Raw genomic sequence first — 26,644 nt, forward strand, 5'->3', positions numbered from 1 at the left:
ATGGCCTGGATCCCGCTAGCCGAGCCTGCTGGTTCGTCGTTCCGAGACCGCCGCCCTCAGTTCGTCGGCGATGATGTCGTGCGGACGATACCGGCCGCACGCCTGTGCGATGGCGCGTGCGGCGTCACGGTGCCGAGGCTCGTCGAGGACTCGATGGACGGCTGCGCGTATCGCCTCCGCGGGAGGGCGTTCGCGGCGTAAGTCGATACCCACATCGAAGTAGCGAACGTGTGCCGCGACCTCGCGTTTGTCCTCGCCACCGGGCGCGATGACGATCGGGATGCCGTGGCAGAGCGCGTTCGTCACCGCGCCGTACCCGCCGTTGGTGACGAACGCGTCGACATGGGCGAACAACGCCGTGTGCGGGATGAACTGTTCGGCCCGCACATTGCGCGGCAGCCGGCCGAGACGCTCGACCGGTTCGCCGCCGGTCGAGACGACGACGAGAAGATCGGTTCCGGCGAGCGCGTCGATGGTCGGGCGAATCAATGCGGACGGATCGGCGTTCGCCGCGGTTCCCTGAGTGACATGGACGACGCGTCGCCCGTCGAGCTCCGGCCACCACTGCGGCAGGTCCGTCGAGGGCCGTGTGCGGTCCAGCCCGAGGGGACCGGCGAAACGGAAGCCTGCCGGCAAGTCGCCGCGCGGATATTCGAACTCCGCGGGCCCCAGCTGTAGGTAGCGGTCGTAATGCCGGGCGATCCCGAAGAGCCCGCCGTCCAGCCCCTGACCGGACACGGATCGGACGGCCTCGTCGACTGCGCGCTCCAGGCCCTTGAATGCCGCCATCATGGCCGCGTTCAGGGCGCGATTGCGGATGCGTCCGAAGGCACCGGCGACAGGAATCAGGCCCGAAGTGTACGGCGGGACCTCCGGTCCCGGCATCGACAGCGGCGACACTCCCAACGCGACGACGGGCGGTCGTTCGGGACGGTGCAGCATGGGAAGCGCCCCGAGGAACATCGAATCGACGATCACAGCGTCGGCCGCGATATCCCGGACTGCGTCGGCGACGTCCTTCGCCTGGGCCGGAATTGGATCGATGAACATTCGCCGCAGCTGGTACCGGGCCAGTCGCAGCCCGCGATATCGGCCGCGGTCGGGCAGGAAGGAATCGGGTTCGCGGTCGTTGATGTCCGCGGCTCCGGTTAAGGAGCGGAAGGCGATTCCCGCCTCTTCGACAGCGGATCGGAACCGCGATCCGGTGAGAACCGTGACATCGTGGCCCCGCTGTCGAAGGCCGCCCGCGACATCCAGAACCGGGTGTACGTGTCCACCCGCCGGAGTAGCACACAACAAGTAACGAGCCATCCCACTCCTTTTCGATATAGTCGACTATATCCAAAGTGAGGACATATGCCACGCCGCTACGACACAACCCGGCGCGTTGCCCAGGCCGCCGGTACCCGCGCACGAATTTTGGATGCCGCCCGCGATCTGTTCACAACCCGAGGATTCGTCGCCACGACCGTGGCCGACATTGCCGACCACGCCGGTGTCGCGGCAGCCACCGTCCATGCGGCCGGCACGAAAGGCACCCTCCTACTCGACGCGGTGATGCGCGAATTCACCGGCGGTGGAGCGGTTCTCGACACCGACGAGCTGTCGGCAGCATTCTCCGACCCGAATACCGGCCGCGCTCTCGATGCCGCAGCCACCTTCCTCACCGCAGCGCATGCCCGGTCGGCGCGGCTATGGGCTGTTGTGCACACTGCCGCGGCGATCGACGCCACCGTGGCGAACCGGGTCGCAGAGCTCGAACACCGCCGGAGCGGAGAACTACTGAAGGCGGCCGGATGGTTCAGCGCTCACGGGCTGGCGAAGCCCGGCGATGAGACCATGGTTTCCGACGTCCTTGCCTTTATCACCGATTCCGCTGCGTACCAGCACTTCGTTATCGAACGCGGCTGGTCCGACGACGACTATCGAGCCTGGCTACGGAACCAGCTTGCGCTTGTGGGAGGTGTCGCATACTCACCGAAGCCGGCCTCGGAACCACACAAGCCGGAGACGCCTGAAGGCACCTGACCTCGAGCTCTTCGATGATCCGCACTGTCACCACCGAACGTCTGCGCGAGGAGGGCCGAGAGCAAGGCCGCGACCAGGGCCGCGCGGAAGAGGCAGCCGGCAGCATCATCCGAGTCCTGGAACGTCGCGGTCTCCCTGTCACCGATTCGACCCGAGCCCGGATCCGGTCATGCACAGATCTGGAAACGCTCCACCACTGGCTCGACCTCCGCTACCGCCCGCGCCGTGGAAGAGATCTTCACCTGACGCATGGCCGGGCGCAACGACGCGCACGCAGTTCACGTGCGCCGCAGGCATGCCGAAACGTGCCCGGCGATTCGCTCAGAACCCCCACACCACCGGCACCACCAGTACGGTGATCAGCAGGTACCACAGCATCATGGCGGAGCCGAGTTTCCAGTAGTCGCCGAAGTGGTAGCCGCCGGGGCCCATGATCATCATGTTGGCGGGGGTGGCCACGGGGGTGAAGAAGGATGCGGCGGCGGCGACGCAGACCGTCATCAGCAGTGGTAGCGGGGAGACGCCGAGGTCGGCGGCGATGACGACGGCGATCGGGGCGATGATCAGGGTGGTGGCGGTGTTGCTGATGAGCTGGCCGAGGGTAACCGTCACCAGGAACAGGGCGACGAGCACCAGGTGACGGTCGGCGTCACCGAGAACGGTCATGAAGAGCGAGGCCAGGCGGTCGGCGGCGCCGGTCTCCCGGATCGCGGTCGACAGCGGGATCATCGCGCCGACCAGGATCAGGGTGGTCCAGGAAATCGAGCGGTGCGCCTGCTCGACGGTGAGCACTCGGCACACCACCATCGCGCACGCGGCGAGCAGCGCGGCCACCGCCGCCGGAATCCATCCGGTCGCGAGCAGCAGCACCATCACCGCGAGGATCACCAGCGCCGGACGGGAACCGGGGCCCATCGGAAGCGTTTGGCGGCGAATGAGTTCCGGTTCGTGCACCACCCGCACCTGCGGGGCGGCGATGTGCTGATCGAGTGCGCTCCAGGTGCCGCGCAGCAGCAGCGTGTCACCGACCCGGAGTTGCTGCGGGCGGGAACCGAGATCGCGGCCGCCGCGCTGGGCCGCGAGCACCACCAGATCGCCACTGCTGGTGGCCATTCCGGGAAAGACCAGATGCCCGACGAATTCCGAGCGCGGTGGGATGATCACCTCGGCGACACCGTATTCGGCCCCGATCAGCTCGTCCGGGTCCGGCCCATCGAGACGTCGGCACGGGGTCACGGCGTTGTCGTCGACGAAGTCGGCGAGCTGGGCGTCCCCGGCGTCGACCACCAGTACATCACCGGCGCGTAATGGTGAATCGCCCGGATCCTGCCCGTCGCGTTCGACACCGCGCAGTTCCGCGCCCGTAGGCAGGGCATCGACCACCGCGCCGCGGGCGGCGCCGTCGAAACTCGATGCCGCGCACACCCGCAACCGGACGAGCCCGCTGTGGATGGTGTACTCCTTTGCCAGCGTGGTCGCCAGCCTGCTCAGATCCGGTGGCATCACGGCCGCGGTGCGGTCGGGCAGCAGCTTGCCGCCGAACAGCACCGCGATGGCGATGGTGCCGATCACCAAGGGCGCGCCCACCCACGCGAATTCGGCGAAGCCGATGTCGCGGGCGCCCGAGTCGGCGGCGGTTTCGGAGATGATGATGTTGACCGGGGTGCCGGTGAGCAACAGCAGCGATCCGGCGTGCGCGGCGAAGGCCAGCGGCATCAGCAGCTGTGCGGGCGAGCGGCCCAACCGCACCGCGAGCACCACGACCATCGGGATCAGCGCCGCCACCGCGCCGTTGACGGAGATCACCGCGGTCAGCACCGCGCACAGCAGCATCATCGACACCAGTAGCCGGGTGCGGCTGGTCCCGACGCGCGCCATCAACTGCTGGCCGGCCCAGGTGGTGACGCCGGTCGCGTCCAGGGCCTCGCTGACCACGAACAGTGCGGCGATGAAAACGACGGTGGGATCACCGAACCCGGACAGCGCCTGATCGACGGTCAGGATGCCGGTCGCGTACAGGCTCAGCGCGACCGCGAGCGCGACGATGCCGACGGGCAGCCGGTTCCACACGAACAGGACGACCGCGCCGCCGGTGATCACAAAGGTGATGGTCGACTCGGCCATCACGGAACCTCCGCCGTGCCGGAGCTCACCGCGGGGTGGCGGGGCGGATGTGGGCGCGGTTCACCCGCGCGGTTCATACGTCGGCAAGCTCTACCCGGGCAAGAGATACGGCCGGTAACGCAGGCCGCGCCGTCGAGGTCCGGGGAGTGAGGAGGGCGGGGGGAGTCGAACGCGATTGCGGGTTCGAAAAGGGCAGTGCGCATGACACCCCTGAGGTCGCTGGATCGGCGGTCGGCATCCGGCTGGCTACGCGCATTAGATCACAGCCACGTTTGAAGCGAGAGTGATTCACATCACATCGGCTATTTCCCGCTGTAGACCCGGCTTGCCGGCCCCGGGTGCGGCAAGATCGGCGATGACTAGTCGAAACTCGGTCCGTCACCGCATGTCGCAACAAAGGCGTGCGGTCCGACGGGCAGCGTGCGCGGCTCAACCAGGTGGGCCGCCAGCGCGTCACCACGCGAATTCGGTTCGCGGCAACGATGTTTGTGCAACTATCGAGCAAGCAGATGTAGGCCCACCTGGTACCCAGCGAGTGGCGAGGGAATGCGATGTCCGTGCCTGTGATTCGACCCGTCGGCGAAGTGGAGGACGCAGTCTCCGCCTTGCTGCCCGATTTGAAGTCTGCCCTGAACCGGTTGGTGAGCATCCCGTCGATCGCGTTGGACGGTTACCCCACCGAACCCTTGATGCGCGCCCACGACGCCGTGGTGGAGCTGTTGCGCGACAGCGGGATAACCCAGATCGACGAGCTCACCATTCCGGGCAAGACGGCGCCGGTGGTGATGGCGACCGTTCCCGGGCCGCCCGGCGCGCCGACCGTGCTGTTCTACACCCACTACGACGTCGTCCCCGCCGACGATGTCGAACTCTGGGATTCGCCGCCGTTCGAACCGCAGGAACGTGACGGCGCGATCTACGGCCGCGGTACCGCCGATTCGAAGGCCAATCTGGTCGGCATCATCGGTGCGCTACGGGTTTTCGACGCGCGTCCGCCCGTGACGGTGAAGCTGGTGTTCGAGGGGCAGGAGGAATTCGGCAGCCCGTTCGACTTCTATCCGGCCACTCATCCCGAGCCCTTCCGCGCCGATGCCATGGTGATTGCCGACGTCGGCAATGTGCGCCCGGGCGCGCCGACGCTCACCGTGGCCCTGCGTGGTTCGGCGCAGGTCACCGTCTCGGTGCAGACGCTGAAGGCGGACAAGCACAGCGGCCTCTACGGCGGCGCCGCGCCTGATGCCCGGCTTGCGCTCATCCGCGCGCTCGCCTCGCTGCACGACGATGCCGGCGACGTCGCGGTCGAGGGTCTGCGCCGCGAGGAATGGACCGGAACCTCCTACACCGACCAGGAGTTCCGGGATCTGGCCGAGGTGCTCGAGGGGAAGCCACTGATGGGGACAGGCGGTCTCGGCGAGCGCATCTGGTCCGGCCCGGCGATCACCGTCATCGGGTTCGACGCACCCGCGGTGGAGGGACCGGTCAACGCGGTCGCCGGTTCGGCCCGCGCGGTGCTGAACGTGCGGGTGCACCCGGCCCAGGACGCCGCCGAAGCGCAGGCCGCGGTGATCCGGCATCTACAGGCGCAGCGGCCGTTCGGCCTCGAGGTGACCGCCACCGCGGGCGAGGTCGGCAACGGTTTCGCCGCCGAAACCAGCGGTCCAGGCTTCGAAGCCGCCGAGGCGGCGCTGGGCGCGGCATGGGACGCCGAGGCCGGCGAGATGGCAGGCGGTGGTTCGATTCCGCTGGTCATGGCTCTGCACACCGGGATACCCGAGGCGGAGAAGCTACTGTTCGGCGCCACCGACGGCTACGCCAATATCCACGGACCGAACGAGCGGGTGCTCATCGACGAAATGCGCAGGGCCACCGTGGCCAAGGCGCTGTTCCTGCAGGAGTACGCCGCGAGATACGCGGCCGGTCGATCGGATATCTCGCGATGAGTGAAACGGCACAGACCACCACCGGGCCCGGTGGTAAGCAGCGCACGAAGTTCGAATTCCCCGGCGCCGTCACGGTGTTGGCCATCGTCATGGTGCTGGTGTGGCTGGCGGCGCTGTTCATCCCGGCCGGCGCCTACCGCACCGACCCCGACGGCGCCCCGATCCCCGGGTCCTTCGATCGGGTGGATTCCCCGCTCACCTTCTGGGAGCGAGTTCAGCAGCTGATCCTGGCTCCGGTCAACGGCCTCTACGGCATACAGGACACCGCCAGCGGATTCGTCGACACCGAGAACATGGGCCGGCTGTTCGGGTCGGTGGGTGTCGTGCTGTTCATCATGGCGCTCGGCGCGTTCATCTCCGTCAGCTTCGCCACCCGCAGCCTCGAGGTCGCCGTCGGTGGTCTCGGCGCCAAGCTGCAGGACAAGGGCTGGGTGCTGATCGCCGTCATCATGGTGCTGTTCTCGGTTCTCGGCACCGCCATGGGCTTTTCGGTGGAGACCTTCGGCTTCTACGCCCTGATCATTCCGTTGATGCTGGCGATGGGTTACGACCGCATGGTGGCGGCCGCGACCATCATCGTCGGCGCGCTCACCGGAACGATGGCCTCGACGGTCAATCCGTTCTCGATCGGTGTGGCCTCCGGCGAGGCCGGGGTGTCGATCGGTGACGGCATCGTGCTGCGGTTCGTGCTGTGGGTGGTGCTGACCGCGGTCGCGGTGGTGTTCGTGGTGCGCTACGCCCGGCGCGTGCAGCAGGACAAGTCGCGGTCGCTGGTCGGGTTCGACGGAGACGAGGACGAGGCGGGAACCGAGGCCGCCGACACTCCCCAGGGCGAGGAGCGATTGACCGGCACCCAGAAATGGGTGCTCGCCATCACCGCCTTCACCTTCGGACTGATGATCTTCTCGGTGATCCCGTGGTCGGCCATCTTCGGCGCCACCACCACCCCCGCCGAGTACGACGTCTACCACGAAACCACCACCGAGCCCTACTGGTTCGAACTCAACTGGTGGTTCCCGCAGCTGGCGATGCTGTTCATCATCGCGGCCATCGTGGTCGGTGTGGTGGCCAGGATGGGGGAGAAGGAGATCGTCTCGCTGATCAGCCGTGGCGCGGGCGATATGGTCGGCCCTGCCATCGTGATTCTGCTGGCGCGCGGCGTCTCGGTGATCATGACCAACACCCAGACCCTCGACACCGTGCTCAACGCGATGGAGGAATTGGTCAGCGGTGCGTCGGCCGGGATCTTCGCGATTCTGGTGGTGATCGTCAACATCCCGCTGGCGATCTTGATCCCGTCCTCGTCCGGCCATGCGACGCTGGCGATGCCGCTGCTGGCTCCGCTCGGCGATTTCGCGGGGGTGAGCCGGTCGCTGGTGATCACCGCCTTCCAGATGGGGCACGGTCTGACCATGCTGATCGCACCGACCAATGTGGTGGTCGTCGGCGGACTGGCGATGGCCAAGGTCGGCTATGACAAGTATCTGCGCTTCATCTGGCCGTTGATGCTGATCAACTTCGTCATCGTGTGTGTCGTGATCGCCGGAGCCGCGCTCCTGGAGTGAAACCGGGGTAGACGATGACCTGACCGCCGCCGCCGGCGCTGGTCAGGTCGTTCGTCGTCCCGGCGGCCGAGCGCGTGGGCGGGCCCGGCTCCGTAAGCATTGCGCCCGTTAGGGTTGATGGTGTGAACGTGGATGTGACCCCGCTGCCGGGAATCGGTGTGCGCAAAGATTTTCAGCTGACGGGTGTCCGTCGCCGTATCGGTGTGATCGACCACAAAGACGGCAGTATCGACCTGATCTTCACCAAGGTCGGTGATCCCGATACCACGGTGCAGATCCCGCTGAGCGAGAACGAGGCGGGGGTGCTGGCCAATCTGCTGGGTGCGCCGCAGTTGGTGGCGCAGTTGCGGGAAGAACACCGCGAAATGGTCGGCGTCAACACCCGGCAACTACCGATCCTGGAGGGTTCGCCGTATGACGGGCGGACGTTGGGCGAGACGGGGATGCGCACCAGGACCAAGTCGTCGATCGTCGCGGTGATGCGGGCCGGTCAGGTGATCCCCTCACCCGGACCGGATTTCGCGTTGACCGCGGGAGATCTGCTGGTAGTGGTCGGTACCGGTGAGGGGCTCGATGCCGCCGCCCGGATCCTGACCGACGGCTGACCGGTGCAGGTGAGTGCAACCGCGCTGGCTTTGATCCAGTTGGGGGCGGTGTTCTTCGGACTCGGGGTGCTCGGGCGGATCGCGGCGAAGATCGGCATGTCGCCGATTCCGCTGTATCTGATCGGTGGTCTGGTCTTCGGCGAAGGCGGGCTGGTCGAACTCCATGAGGTGGACGAGTTCATTCACCTGGCCAGCGAGATCGGTGTGGTGCTGCTGTTGTTGCTGCTCGGGCTCGAGTACAGCGCTGCGGAATTGGTCACCGGCATGCGCAAATCCTGGCCCGCCGGGCTGCTCGACATCGCGTTGAACGCGACACCGGGCGTGATCGTGGCCCTGCTGCTCGACCTCGGCGCCACCGGCGCCATCGCGATGGCGGGCGTCACCTACATTTCGTCGTCGGGGATCGTCGCCAAGGTGCTCAATGATCTCGGGCGCCTCGGTAACCGGGAAACGCCGGTCGTGCTGTCGATCCTGGTGTTCGAGGACCTGGCCATGGCCGGATACCTGCCGGTGCTGACCGCGGTGCTCGCCGGCGTCGGATTCGTCGCGGGGCTGCAAACCCTCGGTATCGCGTTGATCGCCATTACCGTCGTGCTCGTCGTCGCGCTGCGCTACGGCCGGTACGTCTCCGCGGTGGTGGCCAGCGACGATCGAGAGATCTTCCTGCTCAAGCTACTCGGAGCCGCGCTCCTGGTGGCGGGAGTCGCCTCCGCGGTGCAGGTGTCGGCGGCGGTCGGCGCCTTCCTGCTCGGCATCGCCATCTCCGATTCCACCGCGCACAATGCCACCAAGATCCTGGAACCGCTGCGGGACCTGTTCGCGGCCATGTTCTTCGTGCTGTTCGGGCTCAGCACCGACCCGGCCAGCATCCCGCCGGTCCTGGGCTGGGCGGTCCTGCTGGCGGTGATCACCACCGCGACCAAGATCGCGACCGGCTGGTGGGCGGCGGCGCGCTCCGGCGCCACCGAACTCGGCCGGGCCCGCGCGGGCGCCGCGCTGGTCGCGCACGGTGAATTCTCCATCGTCATCGCGGGACTTGCGGTCGCCGCGGGCGCGGTGCCCGACGGCTTCGCCGCGCTGGCTACCACCTACGTGCTGCTGATGGCGGTGCTCGGCCCGGTGGCCGCGCGGGTGGTGGAACCGGTGGTCGGGCTCATTACCGGACGGCCCAAGCCGGTCCCGGATCCGGTGGAGGAGTGACGGGGCAGCGGCTACGCGGGACTGTTGCCGCGCCCGGAACCGGGCGGTAGGGTGCGCTGAAGGTCAGCTGGGGAGGTGAGCACATGGCTACCTGGCGGTTCACCGGCCTGGAGTTCGAGATCCTCTGGTCCGCATACGGCCACGACCGGCTGCCGTACCCGCTGCGCTATCGACCGGTCGCCGACGATTTCGAGGATCTGCGGCGCCAACGCGAAGCCGCCGTCGACGTACTGCTGGAGAAGTACTACTCCACCGAACTGGTGGATGTGCTCACCCTCCTGCGCGAGCCCGAGGTGCGCATCGAGGTCAAGGGGTACGGCGGCCGGGATATGGCCCGCACCTACCGCTTTCACGGCGCGATGCGCGGAACCGCCGGCGCGACGCTGGTGCAGCTGCCGGGCACGTCCGCCGATATCGGCGGCGACGTGATCGTCACCAACTGCGCGGCGAACCAGGTGCCCGCGCAGGCCGTCGCCGCCTTGCCGCCCGCGAAGGCGGGCACCCGACCCGCCGTCGAGGTGCGCCGCGCGGACCTGAGCGCCGACCGCTCCCGCTACGTACGCAACGTCGGCGAACTCAGCCTCACCCAGCAATTGGATCGCGTATTCCAGCGGCAACGCCGCTCACTGGGCGAGATCATGATCTTCCCCGGCCCCGCCGTCGACGCCCGCCCGGCCTTTTGCCGCAGCTTCTGGTGGATGGACTACGAGGACGGCCGCTACTACGTGCGCACCGGCGACCCCATCGTCGCCAAACCCGCGGGCCCCACCGCCCTCACCAACGAGATCACCCGATTGGCCGGGCTCACGCGGCGCTTCTACCGCGAGGATCTTCAGCACGACGAGTATCTGCGCGCACATCGCTGATCGATGCCGACGGCGAGCACCGGTGGTCGCACTCGCCTGTGTCGTCCGTAGGTTCCGGTCGTGAGTTGTCGTTCGAGCGGCGGTGAGTGCGTTCGACGATGCGGCGTCCGATTCCGTCGCTCGACGGCTCTTCGGTGTCGGATCGAGGCGTCCGTGCCCCGGCGCCGCGACTGCGGACCGGCCCGCTCCGACCATGGTGACCATGGCAAACGACATCACCGGATTCCACCACGTCGGCATCGTCAACCGCGATCTGGATGCCATGGCGGCGCGCTACCGCTCGTTCGGCTTCACCCTCAGCCCACTGTCGCGGCATATGCTCAGCGAGCGCCCCGGCGCGCCGTTGACGGCGGGTTGCACCGCGAATATGTGTGTGCTGTTCGGCGACTCGTATATCGAGCTACTCGGCATCGTCGATGAATCCGCGCCGGATCCCTGGCACACCAAGCAGATGGTGGAGCGGTTCGAAGGGCTGCGGATCCTGAGCCTGGATACCGCCGATGCTGCGGCGACGGATACCAGGCTCGATGCGGCGGGACTGCGGACCTCCGGCGTCCTGGAACTGGAACGTCCCGTCGACACGGAGAACGGTCCCGCGACGCTGCGCGCCCGGTCGGTGCACCTGGATCCGCGCTCGACCGCCGAGGGCTACGTCGGTGTCGCACAACACCTCACCCGTGAATACGTTCTCCAGCCGCGATACCTCGACCACCCCAATGGCGCCCTCGGCCTGGCGGCGGTCGTGATCGTCGCCGAGGACACGCGGCTGGACGCGATCACGCAGCGCTACCGCGACATCCTCGGCACCGAGCCCCGGACCGCCGGACCGGTGACGGTGCTGGAAGGGGGCCGCGCGCGGATCGAGATCGTGCCCGCCTCGGCGGCGGCCCGCGTGCTGCCGGGCGAAACGGCGCCGGCGCCTTCATATCTGGCGGCGTTGACCATCCGCGTCGGCGACCTCGATCACGCCCGAAAGTTCTTCGAGGACAGCAGAACTCGAACCCGCACGACCAGCGCGGGGTTCTTCGTCTCCGGTCGCGACGCGTGTGGGGCCGGACTGTTCTTCACACCGGCCTGCTGATCCCGGCGTTCGCGCAGGGTGCGTGGACAGCACCCGCCGTCGCTGGCCTGACCATGCCCGCCGCGACAACGTTGCGGCGGCTCGGGCTCGAGATCGCCGACACCTTCACGATTACGGGTGGGGAACCGACATCACGGGCGATGTGGCACACGCCCCGGCCACGGGGACGAACTGCCGCGCTTGACGATTCGCGAGACGTCGGCGGTGTCCACCCGGTCGATCCCGGGCAGCCCGCCGACCCGCTCGGCGACGTAGTCGAACAGGGCGCTCGCGTCCCGGCAGACCGCGAAGACCAGCAGGTTGTGGCTGCCGGTGATGGCGCCGATGAACGCGACTTCCGGGTCGGCGGCCAGTGCGCCGGCCACCGCGGTGAGCCGCGCGGGCGACACCGTCAGCCAGAGCAGGCATTGAAAGGTGTAGCCGAGCACGGCCGCATCGATCTCGACGTCGAACCGCACGATATCGGCGCGGCGGAGTTCGTCCACACGCCTGCGCACCGCCGATTCCGACCATCCCGAGGCACCGGCCAGCCTCGGATACGGCACCCGGCCGTCGACGGCGAGCGCTGGAAGCAGCCGCCGATCCAGCTCCGTCAGCGTGACCGGGCCCGAGCGTTCACCCGACGGTGGATCGAGGGCGGCGACCTGATCCGGTGACAGCGCCGAGGTGCGGCCGCGCCACGCCTGCGTCATGAGGTTGCGCAGCAGCCGGTGAGCCTCGACGTCGAGCACGTCGCGGTGCCGGGCCAGTGACTGGATCGGCGCCGGGTGGGCGGGGTCGGTGCGGAACACGCAGACGATCTCGGTGCCGCTGGACAGGATCGTCACCCACGCGGCATCGGGGCTGCGCACCAACATCTGGGTAACCGCCTCCGCCGCATTGGGCCGCACCCGGATCCGCACCACCCATTCAGCGTCGCCGGTGCGCCGGCTGTCGACCACACCGGTGACCCGGACCGCGCCGTGCGCGCGCAGCCGGGCATAGCGGCGCGCGGCAGTGCGGTCGGAAATATCGAGGACCTCGGCGATCCGGCTGAACGGGGCCCGCCCGTCCACCTGGAGCGCGTGCACCAAGCCCAAGTCGACGGCATCGAGCGTGACCGAATCCACCACAACACCATAGGCGGATGTCGTAATCCGCCGCATCGTCCGCGCGGCGCTGACGTGGCGCCGGGCGCTCCGCAGGATCGGCAAGGTACCTGCACCAACCCATGCGAGGAAGACATGTTCGAAACCCTCCTGCTCCTGCTCGTGCCGACGCTGGTGTTCCGGCTGCTCGGCCGGTTCGGCGTCACCCGGTTCGCCGGCTGGGCCGTGTGCCTGGCGCACGGGCTGGCGGTGATGCTGCTGTTCACCGGTGTAGCGCACTTCCTGCCCGACAGCGTCGAGGCGATGCCGAGCCATGCCGACCTGACCGCGATGGTGCCGCCCTACCTGCCGTTCGCCGATTTCCTCGTGTACCTGACCGGCGTGCTGGAACTACTGGGCGCCGTGGCGCTGGTGTACCCGCCCACCCGTGCGGCCGCGGGCGTGGGGCTGGCGGTGCTGTTCGTGGTCATGCTCCCGGCGAATGTGCATGCCGCGATGGAATCGGTGCCGCTGAACGGTGATCCCGCGACGCCGCTGTGGTTCCGCATCCCCGAGCAGATCGCGTTCGTCGCCGCCGCGTTCACGGCGGTCGCCGCTGCTCCGGACGGACCGGTCCGGCGAGCGGTTACCGGTGTGGTCCGGCGCCGGCAGCCCGGTGCGGCAGTGACCGGATAGCCAGCACTCAGGCGAGGTGATGGGTGAGCTGGTGGACGGCCTCGCCCGGGTGGGTGGCGTAGACGGGTTCGCCGATGGCCTGCATCTTCCAGCCGGTGGCCGCCAGGTACAGCTTGGCCATCACCATGCCGGTGTGCGGGCCGCCGCCGTGCAGGTCCAGATGGGCCAGTTCGGTGCCGGTGCCCGCGTCGACCAGGCGGCAGAAGGCGTTGCGGATGCTGTCGAAGCTGTGACCGTGGTAGCTGGTGACGACCAGGATCACGGTCGCCACCTGCGGGTGGATCCGGGACAGGTCGACGGTGATGATCTCGTTCTCGCCGCCGCCTTCCCCGGTCATGCTGTCGCCGAGATGACGCACCGCGCCGTCGTTGGAGCTGAGCTGGGCGAAGTAGACGGCGTCGAGCAGGTGATGGTCGCGGTCGAACATCAGCGCGGCGGCGTCGAGGTCGGCGGGGGTGGCGGCACCTCCGGCCAGGGTGTGGCCGGGCACGGGATCCCAGCCGAGGCCGAGCCGCACCATATCGAGGGTGGGCCCGGTGCCGGTGCGCAGGCGCACGACCTGGCCCGGCAGGAGACCGAGCGGGCGGTCCTCGGACAGCACAGTGGCGTCGACCTGCTCACGGGTACCGGGACGGGAACCCACCTGGACGTGACTCTCGGCCAGCACCGCGGCGAATCCGCCGGCATGACCGCGTCCGACGGCGGTGATGCCCCAGCCCGCGCCGCTGCGTTCGATGTCGATCGTCACCACCGCCGAGACCGCGCCCAATCCGTCGAAGTCGTTGCGATACAGCTCGCCACCCAGGCTGTCGGCGACCGTGACCGCGGGTGCGTCCGCCTCGGCGAAGGTGCGGTGCGGATTGTCCAATGCCAGCACGACCCGAACGGTGGTCGCCGCGTGCGGGATGGACGACAGCTCGACGTGCAGCGTCGGTGCCGGCGCCATGCCGGGACCCGCCAGCCGCAGACCCCGTGCCTCGGACTGGGTGCCGAACACGAAATCGGTCTCGTCATGGATGGCGCCATCGGGCCCGAGCAGAATCGCCGCGAGATGCGCCGGCAGCGCCGACCGCGCGGTGATCACCAGGCTCTCCACGGCTATCGGCACGAGCTGGTGCTGTCGGAGCCCTTCTGTCACGCGTATCCCCTTCGTCGAGTGCCGGCACACAGGCAGTGCGCCAACGCATTCCGTGCGTCGCTGCACCGTGTGCCGATCGGACCGGTGCGGTCCGACGGTCTCACTGTAGGTGCCGGACTTTCCGGCGCGGCCGATTCGGCGCGAACGCCGGAACCGGCGCGCGGTGCGGTGACGCTTCCCGCGACGCCCTATCCGTGCTATCGAGTGACCCATGACATCGACGCGCTCCGACTATGACGTGGTCATCGTCGGCGGCGGCCACAACGGACTGGTCGCCGCCGCTTATCTGGCCCGAGCGGGCCGTTCGGTGCTGCTGCTCGAACAGGGCGCTCAGGTGGGCGGGGCGGCGGTGTCGGCGCGCGTCTTCCCCGGCGTCGATGTGCGGTTGTCGCGGTACTCGTATCTGGTGAGCCTGCTGCCCCGCCAGATCGTCACCGATCTGGGCCTGCGATTCGAGACCAGGCGACGCCGGATCTCCTCCTATACGCCGGTCGGCGATTCCGGACTGCTGGTCGACACCGGCTCGCAGGCACGCACCAGGGACAGTTTCGCCCGCCTGACCGGTTCGGACCGGGAATTCGAGGCGTGGCAGCGGTTCTACGCGATGACCGGCACCCTCGCGCGCCGGGTCTTCCCGACCCTGACCCGCCCGCTGCCCACCAGGGCGGAACTGCAACGCGCGGTCGATGACCCCCGCACGTGGGAAGCGATTTTCGAGCGCCCGCTCGGTGAAACGATCGAGGCGTGGTTCGCCGACGACACCGTGCGCGGTGTCGTCTTCACCGACGCGCTGATCGGCACCTTCACCCACGCCCACGATTCGAGCCTGCTCCAGAACCGCTGCTTCCTCTACCACGTGATCGGCGGCGGCACCGGCGACTGGGACGTCCCGATCGGCGGAATGGGTGCGCTCACCACGGCATTGGCCACCGCCGCCCGATCCGCGGGTGCACAGCTACGCACTGACTGCCGAGTGACGGCCATCGACACCGACGGCAACCGTGCCGAGATCCGGTGGGACGGGGGCGCGGTCGGTGCCCGGCATGTGCTGGTGAACGCGGCTCCCGCCGAGCTGGCCCGGTTGCTGGCTGAGCCGGCCGAGCCGCCACCCGAAGGCGCGCAACTGAAGGTGAACATGGTGCTGCGCTCCCTGCCGCGGCTGCGCGATACGGCCGTCGATCCGCACGACGCATTCGCCGGGACATTCCATGTGGCCGAGTCGTATTCGCAGCTCGAGCACGCCTACACCGAAGCCGCCGCGGGCCGCATCCCGGCGGCCCCGCCCGCCGAGATCTACTGCCACACCCTCACCGACCCCAGCATTCTCGGGTCCGGCGCCGCGGGCCTGCACACCCTCACGCTGTTCGGTGTGCATGCGCCCGCACGACTGTTCGACGACGATCCGACGGCCAAGGACGACCTGGTGGCCGCCACCCTCGCCCAGCTGGACGAGGTCTTCGCCGAACCGATCCGGGACTGCCTGGCCACCGACGCCGACGGGAAACCGTGCCTGGAAGCGAAATCGCCCCTGGACCTCGAGGCCGAGGTCGGCCTTCCCCGCGGCCACATCTTCCACCGCGACCTCGCCTTCCCGTACCTGGCCGACGGCGTTCAGCACGACTATCCGGCCGCCCGGTGGGGTGTAGCCACGGCACACCGCAACGTCCTGCTCTGCGGGGCAGGCGCGCAGCGCGGTGGGGGAGTCAGCGGTATCCCCGGTCACAATGCGGCGATGGCGGTGCTGGAAGCCACCAGCGGCGGAAGATAATTCGGTGGGAAGAGGTTTCCTCCTATTGTTTCGGCCCGAGTGTCGAGTCTGCGAATATAGCGGTAGGGTTGGCGCCCGTGGCGGCGCCGATGCCGTCCGTTCCGTTGATCCGGCGCCGAGGAGAACAGGTGGAGCTCGATACCGTCCGTGAGGAAAAAGCGATACGGGACTTGGAGAATCGCCTGGTCGACAGCCTGCCAGAGGCCACGCCCGAGCAGGTCGGCAGTGCGGTGCAGAATGCGCACCAACGATTCGACGGACTACCGATCAGGGATTTCGTGCCCATTCTGGTGGAGCGGATCGTACGCCGCGAACTCGATCCCGAACCGGTCGTGGAAAAGGTCGTCACGCGAATCGAAACCGCGCCGGAGAAATCCGATAACGAAATTGTCGATTCGAATTCCGATTCTCGTCATCTGCCGGAAACCTTGCGTGCCGCGCTGTTCTCGCGTGGACGGCTGGTGCCGGTCCTCGGTGCCGTCGGCGTGCTGGTCGTCGCGGCGGTGGCGGTCGCCGCGGTCCGCGATTCCGACCCTGCTCCGGCCACCGCGGCCGCCGCACCGCTGACAGTGGTGGAAGGCGTGGTCGGTTCGGAGAAAATGGCGTTCTTCGACGACCCACGGGTGGTGGACGCGCTCGCCCAGCACGGCATCGACGTGAATGTGCGGCCCGCCGGTTCCCGGCAGATCGCGACCTCGGTGGAACTCGATAATCTGGATTTCGCCTTTCCATCGAGCCTTCCTGCGGCGGAACGTATTCAGCGTGAAACGGGCGCGAGCCGCCAGTACACGCCGTTCTCGTCTCCGATGGTGATCGCGACCTTCCAGCCCATCGTCGACCTGCTCACCCGCGCGGGTGTGGTGAAGCCCGGCCCGGTGCCGACCTTCGATATGTCGGCCTACCTGGACATGGTCGCCCGCGGCGTGCAATGGGATCAGATCGAGGGCAACACCACCTACGCGGTGCGCAAGAACGTGCTGGTCTCCACCACCGATCCGCGCAGCTCCAACTCCGCCGCCATGTACCTGGCCGTCGCCAGTTATGTCGCCAACGGCGATGCGGTGGTGCGCGGCGGTGCGGCCGAAGCGCATGTGCTGCCGCTGCTTTCGCGGCTGTTCCTGGCCCAGGGCTACACCGAGAACTCCTCCGAGGGCCCGTTCGGCGAGTACCTCGCCGCGGGCATGGGGCCCGCGCCGATGGTGTGGGCGTATGAGGCGCAGTATGTGGCGGCCGCCGTCGACAAGCGGATCACGCCGGAGATGGTGCTGCTGTACCCGTCGCCGACGGTGCTGTCCCGGCACGCGCTGGTGCCGCTGAACGACGACGGCGACCGGGTCGGGCAGCTGCTGTCCACCGACCCGCAATTGCAGGCACTGGCCGCCGAACACGGTTTCCGCACCGGCGATACCGCGAAGTTCACCGCGGTGGCCGAGGCCAACGATGTGCCGGTCGCACGCGACCTCATCGACGTGGTCGACATTCCGGCCTACGAAACGCTCGAGAACCTGCTCAACGGTGTAGCGAACTCCTACAACTGATCGGCAGGTGTTGTCTCGTCACGTTTCTCGCGGAACCCGGCGCGGTCAGCGCGCCGGGAACCGCACGATCCGGTCGTCGCCGGTGCGGATATCGCCGCGGCCGTCGGTGTTGGAGGTGGTGAGCCACAGCGCACCGTCGGGCGCGACCACCACGGTGCGCAGGCGGCCGTAACCGTCGCGGAAATGATCGGCCGGTGCGCCGGTTCCGGTGGCGGTCACCGGAACGGTCCACAGGCGCTCGCCCCGTAAGGCGGCCGCGTACAGCGTGTTCGCGGTGATGGCGATTCCGGACGGTGAGGCGTCGGTGGTGGACCAGGTCACCAGTGGATCGGTGAATCCGCGGCCCGCGCCGCCGGTGCCTTCGACCTCGGGCCAGCCGTAGTTGCGACCGGGTTCGATCAGGTTGATCTCGTCGACGTCGTTCTGGCCGAACTCGGCGGCGAACAACCGGCCTGTCGAATCCCATGCCAGGCCCTGCACATTGCGGTGGCCGAGCGAGTACACGGGGGAGCCGGGGCGCGGATTGCCGGGTGCCGGGGTGCCGTCCGGGGTGAGGCGCAGGATCTTCCCGTTGGGGCTGCCGGGATCCTGCGATGCGGCGCGCCTGCCCGCATCACCGGTGCCCACATACAGCATGCCGTCCGGCCCGAACGCGATCCGGCCGCCATTGTGGTTGCCCGCCTTGGCGATTCCATCGAACACGACCTGCGGCGCCTCCCCGAGCCGGAACCGGACGATGCGGTTGTCCGAGTCGGCGGTGAAATAGGCGTACACGTAACGATCCTCGGTGTATCGCGGCGACACCGCGATCCCGAGCAGCCCGCCCTCACCGCCCGCGACCACCCCCGGCACCTGATAGACCTGCTCGGCGGGCCGCCCCGGCACGACGCGCAGGATCCGTCCGGTGTCGCGCTCGGAGACCAGGGCGGCGCCGTCGGGCAGGAAATCCAGCCCCCACGGCGTCCGTATCCCGCGCACCACCTCTTCGCCCGCGGCCAGATCCGGAGCGCCCGCCGGTCGGCTGACGTCGGTCGTGGACGCGAGCGGCGGTGGTGGGGTGCCGGGCCGGTCGGCGTACTCGTTATCACCGCATGACGCCAGGCCGCACATCAGCAGCAGAGCCGCCGCCCCACGGGTCGCCGTGGTGCGGCACGACCGCACTGGCGGGATGAGTCCGGTCTGATGCTTGCGCATGCTGACCTCCGGGTCGGTAGCGGTCCCTTTCGATCGTGCCCGTCGCCGCGCTCCCGGTCGACTACCGCCGGGTCGGCGATCGGTCACCGATGAACACCCGGGCCGCCGAGCCGTCGTCCAGGTCCGGCCGGTGACTCGCCGATCCGGCGTCAGCTGTGCACGGCCTGCCGATCCTCGCCGACCTCGCCGGCCGCGCCGACCCGGTCGCCCCGCATCCCCGGCACCATCCAGAACAGCACATACGTGCAGATCAGGCTCAGCGCACAGATCCCGACGGCGTAGACGCTGACCGCCAGTGACGAGGACCCGGCGGTCCACAACGCGGTGGCGATCATCGGAGCCAGCCCGCCACCGAGGATCACCGACACCTGGACGATCAGCGAGGTGCCGGAGTAGCGGACACCGGGCGGGAACAGCTCGGCCACGATGATGCCGCCCACGCTGTGGCTGACCGGCAGCGCCAGGCCCATGCCGAGCAGCGCCACGCACGCCACCCCGGCATTGCCGGTATTCAGCAGCGGGAAATACACCGCCGACCAGACCACCAGCGCCGCCGTCCCCGCGAGGAACACCCGCGCGGTGCCGACCCGGTCGGCCAGCGCACCCCACAGCGGCATGGTCAGACACCACAGCACCGAGGACACGATCACCCCGGACAGCAGGAAATCCCTGCTGAAGCCGAGCGACTTCGTGCCATAGGTCAGCGTGAAGACCATGAAGATGTAGACCACCGCCGACGTCGCGATCGCCGCGCCGAGGATCAGCAGCAGCCGCACCGGGCCCACCCGCAGCGCCTCGCGCAGCGGGAACGCCGCGATCTCCCCGCGCCGCACCAGAGCCGCGTACTGCGCCGATTCGGTGATGGTGAGCCGCACCGCGAGCCCGACCACCACCAGCGTCGCACTCAGCAGGAACGGAATCCGCCAGCCCCAGGACAGGAACGCATCCTCCGGCATCAGCGCGCTGGTACCGAGGAACACCGCGTTGGCCAGCACCAGCCCGGCCGGCGTGCCCATCTGCGGGAAGCTCGCGTAGCGATTGAGCCGCCCACCGGGAGCGTGCTCCATCGAGAACACCACCGCCCCCGCGCCCTCGCCGCCGAGGCCGACGCCCTGGATCAGCCGCAGCACCACCAGCAGCACCGGCGCCCAGAAGCCGATGCTGTCGTAGTTGGGCAGCACGCCGATCAGCGTCGAGCTCACACCCATCAGGATCAGCGAGACCACCAGCGTGGCGCGCCTGCCGATGCGGTCACCGAAGTGCCCGAACAGCAGCCCGCCGAGTGGACGCGCACCGAAACCGACCGCGAACGTGGTGAACGCGGCCAGGGTGCCGGCCGCCGGGCTCATCGACGGAAAGAACTGCTTGCCGAAGATGAGCGCCGACGCGGTGCCGTAGAGCATGAAGTCGTACCACTCGAGGGTGGTGCCCACAAGGGTCGCCGCGGCGACCTTGCGGTGAGTCGGCGCGACGGTCGAGCCGGAGGGTCTTGCGGTCACTACTATCCGTTCAGCCTGCGGCGCAGCCGCGTTCCATGAGGAGCCGGGCGGCACTCAGAGCTGGGTTCTCACCTGCTGGGCGATGAGCTCGAGGTGGTCCAGATCGGCGAGGTCGAGAATCTGCAGGTAGATCCGTTCGGCGCCGATCTCGGCGTAGCGGCCGATCTTGTCGGCCACCTCGGCGGGGGAGCCCGCCAGACCATTGGCCTTCAGTTCGTCGACCTCGCGGCCGATCGCGTCGGCCCGGCGCGCGACCTCGGCGTCGCTGCTGCCGACGCACGCTACCAGCGCGCTGGAATAGACCATGTCGTCGGCGGGGCGGCAGCGCTCGGCGACCGCGGCGCGCACCCGCTCGAATTGGGTGGCGGTCTCCTCGAGCGAGGAGAACGGCACATTGAACTCGGAGGCATAGCGGGCCGCCAGGCGCGGCGTCCGCCGCGCGCCCTTGCCGCCGATCAGCACCGGCACCCTGTCCTGCGCGGGTTTGGGCAGCGCGGGGGAATCGGTGAGCTGGTAGTGCTCGCCCTCGAAGCTGAAGGTGTCACCGAGCTTGGTTTCCCAGAGACCGGTGATGACGGCGAGCTGCTCCTCGAACCGGGCGAACTTGTCGTCGGGGAACGGAATGCCATACGCGGCATGCTCTTCGGCGAACCAGCCGGTACCGAGCCCGAACTCGACCCGGCCACCCGACATCTGGTCCACCTGTGCGACCTGAATGGCCAGCGGTCCGGGCAAACGGAACGTCGCGGCGGTGACCAGGGTGCCGAGGCGGATGCGCTCGGTCTCCCTGGCCAGCCCGGCGAGGGTGATCCAGGCGTCGGTCGGCCCGGGCAAACCGCTGGCATCACCCATCGCGAGATAGTGATCGGATCGGAAGAACGCCCCGTAGCCGAGATCTTCGGCGGCCTTGGCGACCCTCAGTAGCGTGTCGTAATCGGCGCCCTGTTGTGGCTCGGTGAAGATACGCAGTTCCATATCGTCATCGTGCCGCACCGGCGGGCGGCGGGCGCGGCCGGCACCGCGCCGGGTGCTCAGCCGCGGCGTTGACCGGCGGTCATCGTGGTGGGCCGGACCCGATCGGCCCAGCCGCAGGGCAGCGAACAGGTGGCCGTCACCCAGGTCTCTTCGTCGCCGTTGTCGAAAATGTGCTTGGTGGTGGCGGCACGTGCGGGATAGCCACAGGCGCCGCATTTGCCGAAGTAGTTGAGGATCTCCTCGGTGTGGGTGATCGCCACGCGGCGATCGGGTTTCGTCATCGCTTCTCCTTTGTCGATGGTCGGCACGTCCAGTGTGCCGAAAATGTGGCTGGCGTCACACCGGATTCGGTTGGGAGTTGTCATAGGGCTGGTCGGGCGGGTTTGGGGGAACGGCCAAGCGCGCGATCCGGGATCGGCGTAAAAGCCGTGGTGAACTTCGGGCAACAGGTTTCGGGGGCCCTCGCCGGCGGCTGCGGTGGCGCCGAAAGGTAGTGGTGGGAACCACAACCCCGCTGTATTGTGACTGACGTTACACAGTAGCTACCCGCCGACCCGAGTTGTTCGTTGCGGGCCGACGAGAAGATGTACGCAGTTGGTTACCGACGTCATCGATGTGGTCGCTGAATTGGCGGCAAGCCGGGCAGCCGTATGGGATCTGCTGCTCGACGCGCAAACCTATCCACGAGTGTTCGCGGGCATAGGCGCCGCCGAACGCCTGGACGTGCCCGACCGCAACCCGCTGTTGGAACTGCGAGTCGGCACCCCCGACACCGGCATTCGCATCCACCAGATCCGCGTGGCGATCGGCCGCTGGTACGAGAGCATGGAGCTGCACAGCCCGATGCAGGGCAGTTTCGCCTCGGTCCGGCTGAGCGGGGAGGGGGAGCGCACCCGCGTCTCGGTCACCTACTTCAGCCCCGGACGGATGCATCCGCAGCTGGCGAAGCTGTCCAACGGTGCGATCACCGCGTGGACCGAGGCCGGGCTGCGTCGCATCGAAGACATCGTGCGCGGCGCGCGCACCTCGGTGGTCGTCAACGGGGAGAACTCGCCGGTCCGGCGTCAGGTCGGCGTGCTGCGCCAGGTCATGACCACCGGCGTGGTGAACACCGGACGCCCGGACGTGGCCATGAAACAGCTTCGGTCGCTGAGCAAGTGGGGCTTTAATCTGGCCGGCGGCTACGCCGCGGGTGCGGTCCATTCGCCCGACCGCATCGCGGTGGCCGACGATCGCGGCAGCCGCACCTTCGCCGAGATGCACGCACGCACCAATGCCCTGGCCGGCGCCATGGGATCGCTCGGACTCACCTCCGGCGACGCCATCGGGCTGCTGTCGAACAACCACGCGGGCATGGTGGAAACCATGGTCGCCGCGGGCAAGCTCGGCGTCGATGTGGCCCTGCTCAATTCGGGACTGTCCGGGCGGCGCATCGAAGAGATCGTGCAGCGGCATCGGCTCTCGGCGCTGTTCGTCGACGGTGAACTCGAAGAACTGGTCCGCTACCTGCACACCGACGTCCCGCGCTACAACACCGACGGCAGGCCGCCGGTGCCCGATCGCACCACCATCGAAGAACTGATCGCCATGGGGCAGTACGAGTTCCGTCGCCCGAGCCAACCGGGCAGGCTGATCGTGCTCACCTCCGGCACCAGCGGCCGCCCCAAGGGCGCGCGCCGCCCACATCCGAAAGGCTTCGGCACCATCGCCGCGTTGCTGTCGCGGATCCCGCTGGGTATGGACGAGGCCATGCTCATCCCCGCGCCGCTGTTCCACACCTGGGGTCTGGCCGGTCTGCAATTGAGCACCGCGCTGCGTTCCACGGTGGTGCTGCCGGAGAAGTTCGACGCCGAGGACTGTCTGCGCCGGATCGAACAACATCGCGTCGTCACCCTGATCGTGGTGCCGACGATGGTCAAACGCATCATGGATCTTCCGGTGCAGGTGCGCGCGCGATACGACACCTCGAGCCTGCGTCACGTGGTCAGCTGCGGTGCGCCACTGGCAGGGGCCACCGTGCTGCGATTCATGGATCTCTACGGCGACATCCTCTACAACGTCTACGGATCCACCGAGGTCAGCTGGGCGTCGGTGGCCACACCGGAGGATTTGCGCACCTCACCGACCACCGCGGGCAGGCCGCCGCTCGGTACCAAGGTGGCGGTGCTCGGCGAGGATCGCAAACCGGTGCCGATCGGTGCCGCCGGGCGCATCTTCGTCGGCAACCACATGCTCTTCGACGGCTACGTCAACGCCGCACCGCCCGATGAGGCCGACGGCATGCTCGACACCGGTGACCTCGGCTATTTCGATGTCTCCGGTCGGTTGTTCATCGCGGGCCGCGACGACGAGATGATCATCTCCGGCGGCGAGAACGTCTTCCCCCGTCCGGTGGAAGAAGCACTGTCGCACCTGCCGCAGATCAGCGAGGTCGCCGTGGTCGGCGTCCCCGACGACGAATTCGGCCAGCGGCTCGCGGCCTTCGTGGTCAAACGCGAAGGCGCAGGCCTGGATCCGGACATGATCCGCACCTACATCCGGCACCGGCTCAGCCGATTCTCGGTGCCACGCGACGTCACCTTCCTGAGTGCGCTCCCGCGCGGTGAGACCGGCAAAATCCTCAAGCGCCTGCTGACCGATGCCGGTGGCCCCGGACGCCCGCCTGCGATCGGTGGGCTGGCGCTGCCGGGTTCGATGTAAGCGCGGTAGGTGCCCCTTCGAGCATGCGGCGCCATCGCGTAGGTTCTTCTACGCGAATGCCCGGCATGTTGGAAAGGCGCCAGTGATCGTCGTCTCGGTTCTCATGGGTCTGCTCGCGCTGACGGTGCTCGGTGCGCTGCACTGGTATCTGTGGCGGCGTCTGGTTCGCGATACCACCCGGCCGGGATCGGTGGGCTGGTGGCTCGGCACCGGCGTCATCGTCATCGGGGCGGTGTTGATGGTGGCGGCGCTGGTCGCGCAATTCGCCCGCGCCCCAATGAGTGTCGTGCGAATCGTGTCCTGGCCCGGCTTCCTGTGGGCCGCGCTGGTGATCTATCTGCTGATCGGTGTGCTGATCGGGGAACTGCTGCGGCCGCTGGTGATGCGCTGGTACGACGGGGTACGCGGCGACGGCGGGGAGCCGGCGGGCGCAGCCGGGCCGGCGCCCGCGGAATCCGCGGTCCCGCAGGCCGCCGTCGAGAGCGGAACGGATACGGCTGATCCCCTCTCCCGGCGGTTGTTCGTCTCCCGCGTCCTCGGTGGCGCGGTGGTGGCCGCGGCGGTCGGCACCGTCGGGCTCGGCACCTACAACGTGCTCAGCGGACCGGCCGTGAAACGGATGACGGTCCTGCTGCCGAAACTGCCCGCCGACGCCGACGGATTCCGGATCACCCTGGTCAGCGATCTGCATGTGGGCCCTGCGCTCGGCCGCTCGTTCACCCGGCGGGTGGTCGAGGCCGTCAACGGGACCGACCCGGATCTGATCGCCGTCGCGGGTGACCTCGTCGACGGCAGGGTCGCCGACCTGCGCGCGACGGTCGCGCCGCTGGCCGAGCTGCGCTCGCGCCTCGGTACCTACTACGTCACCGGCAACCACGAGTACTACTCCGGCGCCGACGAATGGGTCGAGCATGTGCAGGAGCTGGGCATGCGGGTGCTGATGAACAGTCGCGTCGAGCTGCCGGGGTTCGACCTGGCCGGCGTCGACGACGTCGAAGGCGAGGCCGAGGGTCGCGGTCCCGATGTGGCGGCGGCGCTGGCGGGCCGGGATGCCACGCGCGCGTGCGTGCTGCTGGCCCACCAGCCGGTCGTCATCCACGACGCCGTCGACCACGGCGTCGACCTGCAACTATCCGGCCACACCCACGGTGGCCAGCTCTTTCCCGGCAACCTGATCGCCGATCTGGCCAATCCGACGCTGGCCGGTCTCGAACGGTACGGCGACACCCAGCTCTACGTCACCCGCGGCGCGGGCGCGTGGGGTCCGCCGGTGCGGGTGGCGGCGCCGTCGGACATCACCGTGCTCGAATTACGCACCGTGCGGGACCGGGTCAACCCGTCGCCTCGTTGAGCAGCGCGCCGATCCGCGCCAGGCGCGGCAACTGCTCTTCGCGGTACGACGGCGGGTGATGGACCTCGACGCTCAGCTGATCATCGAAGGTGCTGATGATGATGGTGCCGCCACCCGGCTGCGGTAATCGTCGCCCGGTGCGGTCGCGTTTGGCGATCATGGTGGAACGAAAATCGGTGATGCGCAGCCCGTCCGGGGCGGCCAGGGGTGGAATGCGGCCCCAGTTGGTGGCGATCACCGTGCCCTGTGGAGTCGGGGGCATCTCGGGGATCTGCAACGGCGTCTGCTGGATGAATCCCGAATCCAGTCCCGCGCGCAAGGCGGCGCCGATTCCACGGGCCAACCCCACCAGACCGGGTGCGGTGCCGGGGCCGGCCCGGTAGGAGGTGTAGCCGAGCACGTTGGTCGCCTCGGTGGCCCCCACCGGGGGATTCAGCCGGCGCCGGAGATCGACCGAATACGCGTAATGCAGCTGCTCGACCGGCACGCCGCGGGTCGCGGCTTCGGTGAGCAGCAGCGCCGCCGACACCAGCCCGTGCACGGTGACCCCGGTGCGGTGGCCCAGGTCGACGAGCGCCGCGGTGGCGGTGCGGCTGAGCCGGCATCGGGTGGTGATCAGCGTGGGGTAGGGGTCGTCGGCCGCCGAGGTCGGGACCGAGAGCGCGGGCGGACGCAGCAATGCGTCCGGCACGGCACGTTTGACGATCCCGCGCGCGGTCAGCAGGCCTTCCACCGACGCCGGATACGGCCGTTCCGGCAGCACCGGCGTGCGCCCGGCGGCCGCCTCCCGGTAACAGCGCCACAGCTCGGCGAAGATCGCCAGCGAATGCACGGCGTCGGCGATGCTGTGATGGGTCAGCAGCGTGACGCTCGCGTGCTCGCCGTCGCGCACCACGCACAATGCGCCCGCTGCCCGCCGCTGATCCGGATCCGCGCCGGTCAGCAACTGCTCGGGCACCCCGTCGGCCACCGTGAGCTCGGGAGCGTCGCCGTCCGGGGCGAGCAGGACGTGACCGAGCTCGTCGACCGGCGCCAGCCGCGCTCCGAGCATCGGATGCGCCCGCAGCACCGCCTCGAAGGCCACCGCGAGCGCACCCGGATCCAGCCGGCCGCGCACCCGCGCCGAATATCCGACGAAAACCTCCGCGAATGCGAAAATTTGCTCACTCGGCGCCAACGGACGCAAAACAGTGGCTGCGGTCATATCAACGCCTTCCCCGGTGACCTGCTGTGAGACTATCCCAAAACCCTGTGGTCGCCGGGAATTTCACGGCCGCGATACAGTCACATCGGGGTCGATCGACGGCTC

Annotated in this window: 21 protein-coding genes; 12 read left to right on the forward strand and 9 right to left on the reverse strand. The window is 68.5% G+C overall.

Annotated elements, in window-relative coordinates:
- Positions 1-15: 15 nt before the first annotated feature.
- The gene (locus AC4HOU_RS28250; protein WP_490725586.1) at positions 16-1,311 is read right to left on the reverse strand and encodes a nucleotide disphospho-sugar-binding domain-containing protein; all 1,296 of its coding nucleotides are present in this window, start codon (positions 1,309-1,311) and stop codon (positions 16-18) included.
- Positions 1,312-1,356: 45 nt separating this feature from the next.
- Between AC4HOU_RS28250 and AC4HOU_RS28255 the strand changes: the two genes are divergently transcribed.
- Positions 1,357-2,028 (forward strand): TetR/AcrR family transcriptional regulator, encoded by a 672-nt coding sequence (locus tag AC4HOU_RS28255; protein WP_195021664.1) that lies wholly within the window; start codon positions 1,357-1,359, stop codon positions 2,026-2,028.
- 321 nt (positions 2,029-2,349) lie between these two features.
- Here the strand turns inward: AC4HOU_RS28255 and AC4HOU_RS28260 are convergent, their stop codons facing one another.
- Positions 2,350-4,152: an SLC13 family permease gene (locus AC4HOU_RS28260; protein ID WP_195021665.1), complete on the reverse strand. Its 1,803-nt coding sequence runs from the start codon at positions 4,150-4,152 to the stop codon at positions 2,350-2,352.
- A 551-nt stretch (positions 4,153-4,703) separates the two neighbouring features.
- On the opposite strand from AC4HOU_RS28260, the gene AC4HOU_RS28265 reads away from it, so the two are divergent.
- The 6 genes from AC4HOU_RS28265 to AC4HOU_RS28290 all read left to right on the forward strand — a co-directional run bounded on the left by AC4HOU_RS28265 (position 4,704) and on the right by AC4HOU_RS28290 (position 11,409).
- Entirely contained in the window at positions 4,704-6,092 is a 1,389-nt protein-coding gene (locus AC4HOU_RS28265) for a M20/M25/M40 family metallo-hydrolase (RefSeq protein WP_195021666.1), read from the forward strand.
- Positions 6,089-7,657 (forward strand): YfcC family protein, encoded by a 1,569-nt coding sequence (locus AC4HOU_RS28270; RefSeq protein ID WP_195021667.1) that lies wholly within the window; start codon positions 6,089-6,091, stop codon positions 7,655-7,657. The genes AC4HOU_RS28265 and AC4HOU_RS28270 overlap by 4 nt, the downstream gene beginning before the upstream one ends.
- Before the next feature lie 122 nt (positions 7,658-7,779).
- Positions 7,780-8,262 carry a cation:proton antiporter regulatory subunit gene (locus tag AC4HOU_RS28275; protein ID WP_163812838.1) on the forward strand — a complete coding sequence of 161 codons (483 nt, stop codon included), beginning with the start codon at positions 7,780-7,782 and terminating at the stop codon, positions 8,260-8,262.
- A gap of 9 nt (positions 8,263-8,271) precedes the next feature.
- Positions 8,272-9,462, forward strand: coding sequence for a cation:proton antiporter (locus AC4HOU_RS28280; protein ID WP_195021668.1), 1,191 nt, complete (start codon positions 8,272-8,274; stop codon positions 9,460-9,462).
- A gap of 83 nt (positions 9,463-9,545) precedes the next feature.
- Complete coding sequence (locus AC4HOU_RS28285) at positions 9,546-10,328, forward strand: ESX secretion-associated protein EspG (RefSeq protein WP_195021669.1); 783 nt, start codon at positions 9,546-9,548, stop codon at positions 10,326-10,328.
- Between the two features lie 202 nt (positions 10,329-10,530).
- Positions 10,531-11,409 carry a VOC family protein gene (locus AC4HOU_RS28290; RefSeq protein ID WP_228816219.1) on the forward strand — a complete coding sequence of 293 codons (879 nt, stop codon included), beginning with the start codon at positions 10,531-10,533 and terminating at the stop codon, positions 11,407-11,409.
- A 131-nt stretch (positions 11,410-11,540) separates the two neighbouring features.
- On the opposite strand, the gene AC4HOU_RS28295 is transcribed toward AC4HOU_RS28290, so the two are convergent.
- Complete coding sequence (locus AC4HOU_RS28295) at positions 11,541-12,518, reverse strand: Lrp/AsnC family transcriptional regulator (protein ID WP_195021671.1); 978 nt, start codon at positions 12,516-12,518, stop codon at positions 11,541-11,543.
- A 114-nt stretch (positions 12,519-12,632) separates the two neighbouring features.
- On the opposite strand from AC4HOU_RS28295, the gene AC4HOU_RS28300 reads away from it, so the two are divergent.
- Positions 12,633-13,172 (forward strand): DoxX family protein, encoded by a 540-nt coding sequence (locus AC4HOU_RS28300; protein WP_195021672.1) that lies wholly within the window; start codon positions 12,633-12,635, stop codon positions 13,170-13,172.
- A 7-nt stretch (positions 13,173-13,179) separates the two neighbouring features.
- On the opposite strand, the gene AC4HOU_RS28305 is transcribed toward AC4HOU_RS28300, so the two are convergent.
- Complete coding sequence (locus tag AC4HOU_RS28305) at positions 13,180-14,310, reverse strand: TerD family protein (RefSeq protein ID WP_195021673.1); 1,131 nt, start codon at positions 14,308-14,310, stop codon at positions 13,180-13,182.
- 211 nt (positions 14,311-14,521) lie between these two features.
- On the opposite strand from AC4HOU_RS28305, the gene AC4HOU_RS28310 reads away from it, so the two are divergent.
- Together AC4HOU_RS28310 and AC4HOU_RS28315 are read left to right on the forward strand one after the other, a co-directional pair.
- A complete protein-coding gene (locus AC4HOU_RS28310; RefSeq protein ID WP_195021674.1) occupies positions 14,522-16,078 on the forward strand; it encodes a phytoene desaturase family protein in 1,557 nt (518 codons plus the stop codon).
- Between the two features lie 128 nt (positions 16,079-16,206).
- Positions 16,207-17,616 (forward strand): three-helix bundle dimerization domain-containing protein, encoded by a 1,410-nt coding sequence (locus tag AC4HOU_RS28315; RefSeq protein ID WP_195021675.1) that lies wholly within the window; start codon positions 16,207-16,209, stop codon positions 17,614-17,616.
- A 45-nt stretch (positions 17,617-17,661) separates the two neighbouring features.
- On the opposite strand, the gene AC4HOU_RS28320 is transcribed toward AC4HOU_RS28315, so the two are convergent.
- From AC4HOU_RS28320 to AC4HOU_RS28335, 4 genes are all read right to left on the reverse strand, one after another.
- Positions 17,662-18,726: a PQQ-dependent sugar dehydrogenase gene (locus AC4HOU_RS28320; RefSeq protein ID WP_195021708.1), complete on the reverse strand. Its 1,065-nt coding sequence runs from the start codon at positions 18,724-18,726 to the stop codon at positions 17,662-17,664.
- Positions 18,727-18,959: 233 nt separating this feature from the next.
- Complete coding sequence (locus tag AC4HOU_RS28325; protein ID WP_490725587.1) at positions 18,960-20,309, reverse strand: MFS transporter; 1,350 nt, start codon at positions 20,307-20,309, stop codon at positions 18,960-18,962.
- A 54-nt stretch (positions 20,310-20,363) separates the two neighbouring features.
- The gene (locus AC4HOU_RS28330; protein WP_195021677.1) at positions 20,364-21,284 is read right to left on the reverse strand and encodes an LLM class F420-dependent oxidoreductase; all 921 of its coding nucleotides are present in this window, start codon (positions 21,282-21,284) and stop codon (positions 20,364-20,366) included.
- Between the two features lie 56 nt (positions 21,285-21,340).
- Complete coding sequence (locus tag AC4HOU_RS28335; RefSeq protein WP_014350624.1) at positions 21,341-21,565, reverse strand: hypothetical protein; 225 nt, start codon at positions 21,563-21,565, stop codon at positions 21,341-21,343.
- Positions 21,566-21,878: 313 nt separating this feature from the next.
- Here AC4HOU_RS28335 and AC4HOU_RS28340 point away from each other — a divergent pair, with 313 nt between their 5' ends.
- Both AC4HOU_RS28340 and AC4HOU_RS28345 read left to right on the forward strand, forming a co-directional pair.
- Complete coding sequence (locus tag AC4HOU_RS28340) at positions 21,879-23,984, forward strand: AMP-binding protein (protein WP_195021678.1); 2,106 nt, start codon at positions 21,879-21,881, stop codon at positions 23,982-23,984.
- Positions 23,985-24,066: 82 nt separating this feature from the next.
- A complete protein-coding gene (locus AC4HOU_RS28345) occupies positions 24,067-25,335 on the forward strand; it encodes a metallophosphoesterase (protein WP_195021679.1) in 1,269 nt (422 codons plus the stop codon).
- Here AC4HOU_RS28345 and AC4HOU_RS28350 read toward each other — a convergent pair.
- Entirely contained in the window at positions 25,316-26,539 is a 1,224-nt protein-coding gene (locus AC4HOU_RS28350; RefSeq protein WP_490725588.1) for a phthiocerol/phthiodiolone dimycocerosyl transferase family protein, read from the reverse strand. The genes AC4HOU_RS28345 and AC4HOU_RS28350 overlap by 20 nt on opposite strands.
- Positions 26,540-26,644: the final 105 nt, after the last annotated feature.

The organism is Nocardia sp. JCM 38205, assembly GCF_058222935.1.